Consider the following 6559-nt stretch of genomic DNA (forward strand, 5'->3'; position numbering starts at 1 on the left):
GGAAGCCGGGGCGGCCGAAGGTGGTCACCACGAGCACCCGGCAGTCCGGCACGGCCGCCCGCAGCGCCGCGGTGGCGGCGATCCCGTCCAGGCCGGGCATCTCCACGTCGAGCAGCGCCACATCCGGCCGGGTGCGGCGCGCCTCCGGGACCACCTCGTCGCCCCGGCCCACCTCGGCGACCACGGTCAGGTCCGGCTCCAGCGACAGCAGCGCGGCGAGCGCCCCCCGGACCAGCGCCTGGTCGTCGGCGAGCAGCAGCCGGATCGGTTCGGTCATCCGGTCATCCTCCGTCCCGTTCGCCGGGCGCGGCCGGCAGGGCCAACCGGAGCAGGAAGCCCCGGCCGTCGGGACGGCGGCCGACGGTGACCGTGGCGTCCAGCCGCCGGGCCCGCTCGCGCAGCCCGACCAGGCCGTGCCCCGCGTCGCCCGGCTCGCCGGCCGGCCCCCGGCCGTCGTCGCGGACCTCCACGGCCGCCGGTCCGACCCGGATCTCGCACCGCCGCGCCCCGCTGTGCCGGACCACATTGGTCACCCCCTCGCGGACGGTCCAGCCGAACAGCTCGTCCCGCTCCGCCGGCAGCGACGGCACGGTCTCCGGCAGCTCCGCGGTGATGCCCGCGGCGGTCAGCGCCGAGCGGGCACCGGCCAGCTCCGTCGCCAGGTTCACTCCCCGGTACGCCCCGACGGTGCCACGCACGTCGGCGAGGGCCTGCCGGGCCAGCCGCTCCACATCGGCGATCTCGGTGGCCGCGCGGGCCGGATCCAGCTCCAGCAGCCGCCCGGCCAGCTCGGCCTTGACCGCCACCACGGTGAGCGAGTGCCCGAGGATGTCGTGCAGGTCCCGGGCGGTACGGGCCCGTTCCTCGGCCACCGCCAGCCGGCGGATCTCCTGCTGGGCGGCCTGGAGTTCGGCGTTGCGCTGGGTCAGCCGGGTCACCCCGAACATGGCGAACGAGGCGAGCAGCACCGCGAACGTCACGGTGCCCTCCGCCTGCCAGGCGGGCACCAGCGCGGCGCCCACCGGCGGCGTCAGCGCCGCCAGCACCACCACGGCCAGCGCCTGCCGGTTCGGCAGCAGGAACACCGCCGCCGCGGCGACGAAGACCAGGGTGGTCAGCCAGTCGCCACCGGTGCCCGGGATACCGGCGAGGCCGAGCCCGACCAGCAGCGCCAGGGCCGCCCAGGCGGAGCCGAGCGGGATGGCCCGGTGCGCCAGCCGGTGGGCCCGGGCCCACTGGAACACCCACACGTAGCAGAAGCCGAAGGCGACCAGGGTCGTGGCCCCCACCACCCGCCGCCAGACCTCGGCCTGGTGCAGCGCGGTGAGCAGTGGGATGTTGAGGAAGAAGAGCCAGACCGCGGCGAGCAGCCAGCCGGTGAACCGCCAATGGGTCACCGGCTGCTGGGCGCGTTCCGCCGGTAGGGCCACGGTGAACACGCTAACCTCCGCCGTCGCAGGTCAGACCCGGGTGGTGTCCCGGCGGAACAGCCGGGCCGCGCCGAGGCCGAAGAAGGCGGTCCAGGCGGCGACGTTGCCGACCGCGACCCAGTCCAGCCCGCCGCCGGTCAGCGGGGACCGGGCGAGCTGCCCGACACCGTACACCGGGGTGAACTTGGCGATCTGCTGCATCACGTGCGGCAGCATGTCGAGCGGGAAGAACAGGCCGCCGAACATTGCCAGGATCGCCAGCACGGGCCCCATGAACTGCATGACGTTCTCGGCCGGGGCGAGGTAGCCGACGAAAAGGCCGAGGGCGGCGAAGACCAGCGAGCCGATCCACGCGGTCAACCCGGACTCGATCCAGACGTGCAGTGGCAGCCGGACCCCGGCGGCGGCGCCCACGGCGAACTCGACCAGGACACCCAGCAGGCCGAGCACCATCGCGGTGGCCACCTTGATCGCCACGTACGCGGGCGGGCGCAGCGGGGTGAGCCGCAGTTGCCGGCTCCAGCCCAGCGCCCGCTCGGTGGCGACCGCCGCCCCGGCGCTGGTGGTGGCGACCATCGCCGCGTAAACGGCGAGACTGATCATGATCCAGCCGGTCACCGGCAGGCCGTTGTCCAGGTTCTGGCCGCGCTGCGGCGCTCCGAAGAGCAGGAAGAAGACCGCCGGCATGACCAGGATGAAGATCAGGGTCCGGCGGTTGCGCAGGACCCGGCGGATCTCGATGCCGAGCACGGCGGTGGAGAAGCCGCCCAGGGCGGGCGGCCGGCGGTCCCCGGCCCGGGTGGCGGCGGTGGTGGGTGAGGCGGTGACAGTCATCTCGGGACTCCGGTTCAGCGCGTCGGTGGTCAGGCGGCGGAGGTGGTCAGGGCGAGGAAGGCGTCCTCGAGGTTGCGTGAGGTGATCTCCAGGTCCCGGGCGGCGGTCCGGGTGAGCAGGTGCCGGGCGACCACGTCGGAGTCCTCGGTGTGCACCAGGATGGCGTCGCCGCGTACCTCGACCGCCTGCACGCCGGGCAGCGCGGCCAGCGCGGCCTGGTCGGCGCCGGGCAGGGTGGCCCGGACGAGCCGGCCGGCGGCCAGGTTCTTGATCTCGGCGGTGGTCCCGTCGGCGACCACCCGGCCCTGGCGGACCAGCACGATCCGGTCCGCGTACGCGTCGGCCTCGTCGAGGTAGTGGGTGGCGAAGAGGACGGTCCGGCCGGACCGGGCGTCGGCCCGGATCGCCTGCCAGAAGTCCCGCCGGCCCTCGACGTCCATCCCGGTGGTCGGCTCGTCCAGCACCATCAGGTCCGGGTCCGGCAGCAGCGCCAGGGCGAACCGCAGCCGCTGCTGCTGGCCGCCGGAGCACTTGCCCACCGGCCGGTCGGCGATGTCGGCGATGCCCGCGCGCTCCAGCACCTCGGCCACCGGGCGGGTGTGGCCGTAGAAGTGCGCGGTCATCCGTACCGTCTCGGCGACGGTGAGGTCCTTGAGCAGGCCGCCGGTCTGCATCACGGCGGCGACCCGGCCGAGCCGGACGGCCTCGCCCGGGGTGCCGCCGAAGAGCCGGACGGTGCCGGCGTCCGGGCGGGCCAGGCCGAGCAGCATGTCCACCGTGGTGGTCTTGCCGGCGCCGTTGGGGCCGAGGAAGGCCACCACCTCGCCCGGCTCGATCCGGAGGCTCAGTCCGTCGACGGCGGTCACCGGGCCGAAGGTCTTGGTGAGTCCGGCCAGTTCGACGGCCGGTGCGGTGTCGGTCATGACAATGATGGTCCGGTCCCCGGCGTCCGGTTCCCCGGAGCGCGCGTCACCTTCGGACCATGACATTTGTCAGGCCCGGCCGGGCGGGCGGACGTCCCGCCCGGGCCGGGTCCGTCAGTGCCCGCCGCCGACCCCTTCCCTGGCCCGCCGGGGCAGCAGGAACGCGCCGACGAGCGTGACCAGCAGCAGGCCCAGCTCCGCGACGAGGGTGAGCCGTACCGCGTGCGACACCCCGTGCCCGATCGCGTCGAAGAAGACGGTGCCGAGCAGGGCGACACCGAGCGCCCCGCCGAGTTGCTGGACGGCGGTCAGGGTGCCGGAGGCCGAGCCGGTCTCCTCGTCGGCGACGCCGGAGAGCACGATGTCGAAGAACGGCGCCATCACCAGGCCCATGCCGAAGCCCACCGCCAGCAGTGCGGGGGCCATCCGCCAGGGGGTGACGTGGTCGCCGATCAGGTGCAGGGTGAGCAGCATCCCGGCGACCCCGGCCAGCACCACCACCAGTCCAAGGTGGATGAGCAGGCGGCCGAGCCGTTGGGCCAGGCCCGCCCCGGCGATGACGAAGGCGACCACCATGCCGAGCGCCTGCGGCACCCCGGCGAGGCCGGTACGCAGCGGCGACCAGCCGAGCCCGAGCTGGAGATAGAGGCTGAACACCAGCGAGAAGCCGGCGAGCGCGGTGAAGAAGGCCAGGCCGGCGACCAGCCCGCCGGTGAACGCGCGGCGGCGGAACAGGGTGGGCACCACCAGCGGGTCCCGCCCGGCGCGCTGCCGGCGCAGCTCGTACCCGGCGAAGACCGCGAAGACCACGGCGGCCCCGGCCAGCATGGCGAAGGCCCACCCGGGCCAGTCGTGCTCGCGCCCCTGCACGAGCGGGTACACCAGGAGCAGCGCCCCGAGCGAGACGAGGCCGACCCCGGGCAGGTCGAGGCGGCTGGCGTGGGTGGCGCGGGACTCGGGCAGGAAGCGCGCCGCGCCTGCGGCGGCGAGCAGGCCGAGCGGGACGTTGATCAGGAAGATCGCCCGCCAGCCGGTGCCGGCGAGGTCGGCGTCGACCAGCCAGCCGGCCAGGATCGGGCCGCCGACGGCGGAGATCCCCATGACCGGGCCGAACGCGCCGAACGCGGCGGCCAGCTGCTTCGGCGGGAACATCTCCTTGATCAGTCCGAGGCCCTGCGGGAGCAGCACCGCCCCGAACAGGCCCTGCGCCACCCGGGCGGCGATCAGCGTGCCGGGGCTGCCGGCGAGCGCGCAGGCCGCGGAGGCGGCGGTGAAGCCGAGCACCCCGATCAGGAACATCCGGCGTCGGCCGTACAGGTCGCCGAGGCGACCGCCGGTGACCAGCCCGACGGCCATCGCGAGGGTGTAACCGGCGCCGATCCACTGGATCACCGTGGGCGAGCCGCCGAGGTCGGCCCGGATGGCCGGTCCAACCAAGTTGGTGACCAGCACGTCGAGCAGGTCCATCACCTCGGCGGCGAGGATCACCGCCAGGGCGTACCAACGCCACGGGTGGCCGGCGGGTTCGGCGCCGGCCCCGCCGGGCGGCGCCGGTGAGCTCAGTTCGGTCGTCATCACGTCCTCCGCTGCTGCGAACACTGTTCGTTGACGAACACCGTTCTATCAACGAACGGCGTTCGCGGCAAGTACGATGTTCGAGTCCCCGATCCGGAGGTCGTCCGTGAGCGAACAGCCCGCCCCGCCCTGGCGTACCCGACCCCGTGGCCGCGCGCCCCGACAGGCGCTGAGCCAGCCGGCGGTGGTCGACGCCGCCCTCGCCGTGATCAGCCGCGAGGGGCTGGGCGGGCTGAGCATGCGCCGGGTGGCGCAGGAGCTGGGCACCGGCCCCGCCTCGCTCTACGCCCACGTCTCCGGCCGCGAGGAGCTACTCGAACTACTCGTGGACCGGGCCAGCGCGGAGATCACCGTGCCGGAGCCGGACCCGGACCGCTGGACGGAACAGGTCCGGGACGTGGCCCGGCAGGCGTACCGGGTCTACGCCACGCACACCGAGCTGGCACTGGCCTCACTGGCCACCATTCCGAGCGGACCGAACGCGCTGCGGGTCACCGACGGGCTGCTGGCCATCCTGCGGGCCGGCGGCGTACCGGCCCAGCCGGCGGCCTGGTTTCTCGACCGGCTCTTCCTCTACATCGCCGGAGACGCCTACGAGGGCGCCCTGTACGCGGAGAAGGTGCGCGCCTCCGGCCAGGACCAGCAGGCCTGGTGGGCCCGGCTGCGGACCCAGCTCACCGACTACTACCGGAGCCTTCCGGCGGGCAGCTATCCACACCTGCGGGAGCACGTGGACGAGCTGATGAACGGCGACGGGGACACCCGGTTCGAGTTCGGGCTCGACCTGCTCATCAAGGGCGTCGCCGGGCAGCCCCCGGCCGGGAGTGAGCGCGACCGGGCCGGGTAACCGACGCACTCGTCCGACAACGCGGAACGGGGGCCGGGCCATGGGGGTACCGACGGGGCGGGTCGACACGGTCGTGCTGATCCACGGACTCTGGATGACCTCGCGCAGCTGGGAGAAGTGGGCCGAACGGTACGCGGCGCGCGGTTTCCGGGTGCTCACCCCGGCCTGGCCGGGGATGGACCGGGAGGTCGAGGAACTGCGGGCGGACCCCACGCCGATCGCCCGTCAGCGGATCACCGACATCGTCAACCACTACGCCGGGATCGTCCGGAACCTGCCCCGACCGCCGATCATCATGGGCCACTCCTTCGGCGGCCTGATCACGCAACTGCTGCTGGACCGGAGACTCGGCGCCGCCGGCGTCGGCATCCACCCCGCCCAGATCAAGGGCGTGCTGAAGCTGCCGCGCGCCACGCTGCGCTCGGCGTACTCGATCCTGCACAACCCGGCGAACCGGCACCGCGCGGTGCCGTTCTCCAAGGAGGACTTCCGGTACGCCTTCGGCAACACGATCAGCCCCGAGCAGTCGGACGCGGCCTGGGATCGGTACGCCGTACCCGGCGCCGGTCACGTGCTCTTCGAGGCGGCGTTCGCCAACCTGAACCCGGACGCGGCGACCGAGGTGAACAAGAAGCGGTCCGACCGGGCGCCGCTGCTGCTCACCGCCGGCGGCGAGGACCACGTGGTGCCGCCGTCGGTGGTGGCCGCCAACGCCAACCTCTACCGGGGCTCGACCGCGATCACCAGCTATCGGTTGTACCCCGGCCGGTCGCACTTCGTCGGCGGCGAGCCGGGCTGGGAGGCGGAAGCGGACTTCGCCCTCGAATGGGCCGTCGAGGCCGCCAACGAATTCTCCCCCACCGTGGTCGCCGAGGCCCCCCGCCACTGACCCCCCTTGCTCGCGTTGATCAAGGAGTTTGCGTCGGCACACGCCGGTTACTCGACGCAAA

7 protein-coding genes are annotated in these 6559 nt (G+C 73.8%); 2 read left to right on the top strand and 5 right to left on the bottom strand.

The features are described from left to right. The 5 genes from ACWEVO_RS26330 to ACWEVO_RS26350 form a co-directional block, all read right to left on the bottom strand. Positions 1–277, bottom strand: a 277-nt coding sequence (locus tag ACWEVO_RS26330) for a response regulator (RefSeq protein WP_452310188.1), incomplete at its 3' end; no start/stop codon positions are given. A 4-nt stretch (positions 278–281) separates the two neighbouring features. Next, entirely contained in the window at positions 282–1430 is a 1149-nt protein-coding gene (locus tag ACWEVO_RS26335) for a sensor histidine kinase (RefSeq protein WP_452310189.1), read from the bottom strand. 30 nt (positions 1431–1460) lie between these two features. Continuing rightward, the gene (locus ACWEVO_RS26340) at positions 1461–2264 is read right to left on the bottom strand and encodes an ABC transporter permease (protein ID WP_452310190.1); all 804 of its coding nucleotides are present in this window, start codon (positions 2262–2264) and stop codon (positions 1461–1463) included. 29 nt (positions 2265–2293) lie between these two features. Beyond that, positions 2294–3187 (bottom strand): ABC transporter ATP-binding protein, encoded by an 894-nt coding sequence (locus ACWEVO_RS26345; RefSeq protein ID WP_452310191.1) that lies wholly within the window; start codon positions 3185–3187, stop codon positions 2294–2296. A 114-nt stretch (positions 3188–3301) separates the two neighbouring features. Then, positions 3302–4762 carry an MFS transporter gene (locus ACWEVO_RS26350; protein WP_452310192.1) on the bottom strand — a complete coding sequence of 487 codons (1461 nt, stop codon included), beginning with the start codon at positions 4760–4762 and terminating at the stop codon, positions 3302–3304. A 106-nt stretch (positions 4763–4868) separates the two neighbouring features. Between ACWEVO_RS26350 and ACWEVO_RS26355 the strand changes: the two genes are divergently transcribed. Beyond that, positions 4869–5609, top strand: a complete 741-nt coding sequence (locus tag ACWEVO_RS26355; RefSeq protein WP_452310193.1) for a TetR/AcrR family transcriptional regulator C-terminal domain-containing protein — start codon at positions 4869–4871, stop codon at positions 5607–5609. 40 nt (positions 5610–5649) lie between these two features. Next, the gene (locus ACWEVO_RS26360; RefSeq protein ID WP_452310194.1) at positions 5650–6498 is read left to right on the top strand and encodes an alpha/beta hydrolase; all 849 of its coding nucleotides are present in this window, start codon (positions 5650–5652) and stop codon (positions 6496–6498) included. The last annotated feature ends 61 nt before the right edge of the window (positions 6499–6559 follow it).

Source organism: Micromonospora sp. NPDC003776 (assembly GCF_053605645.1).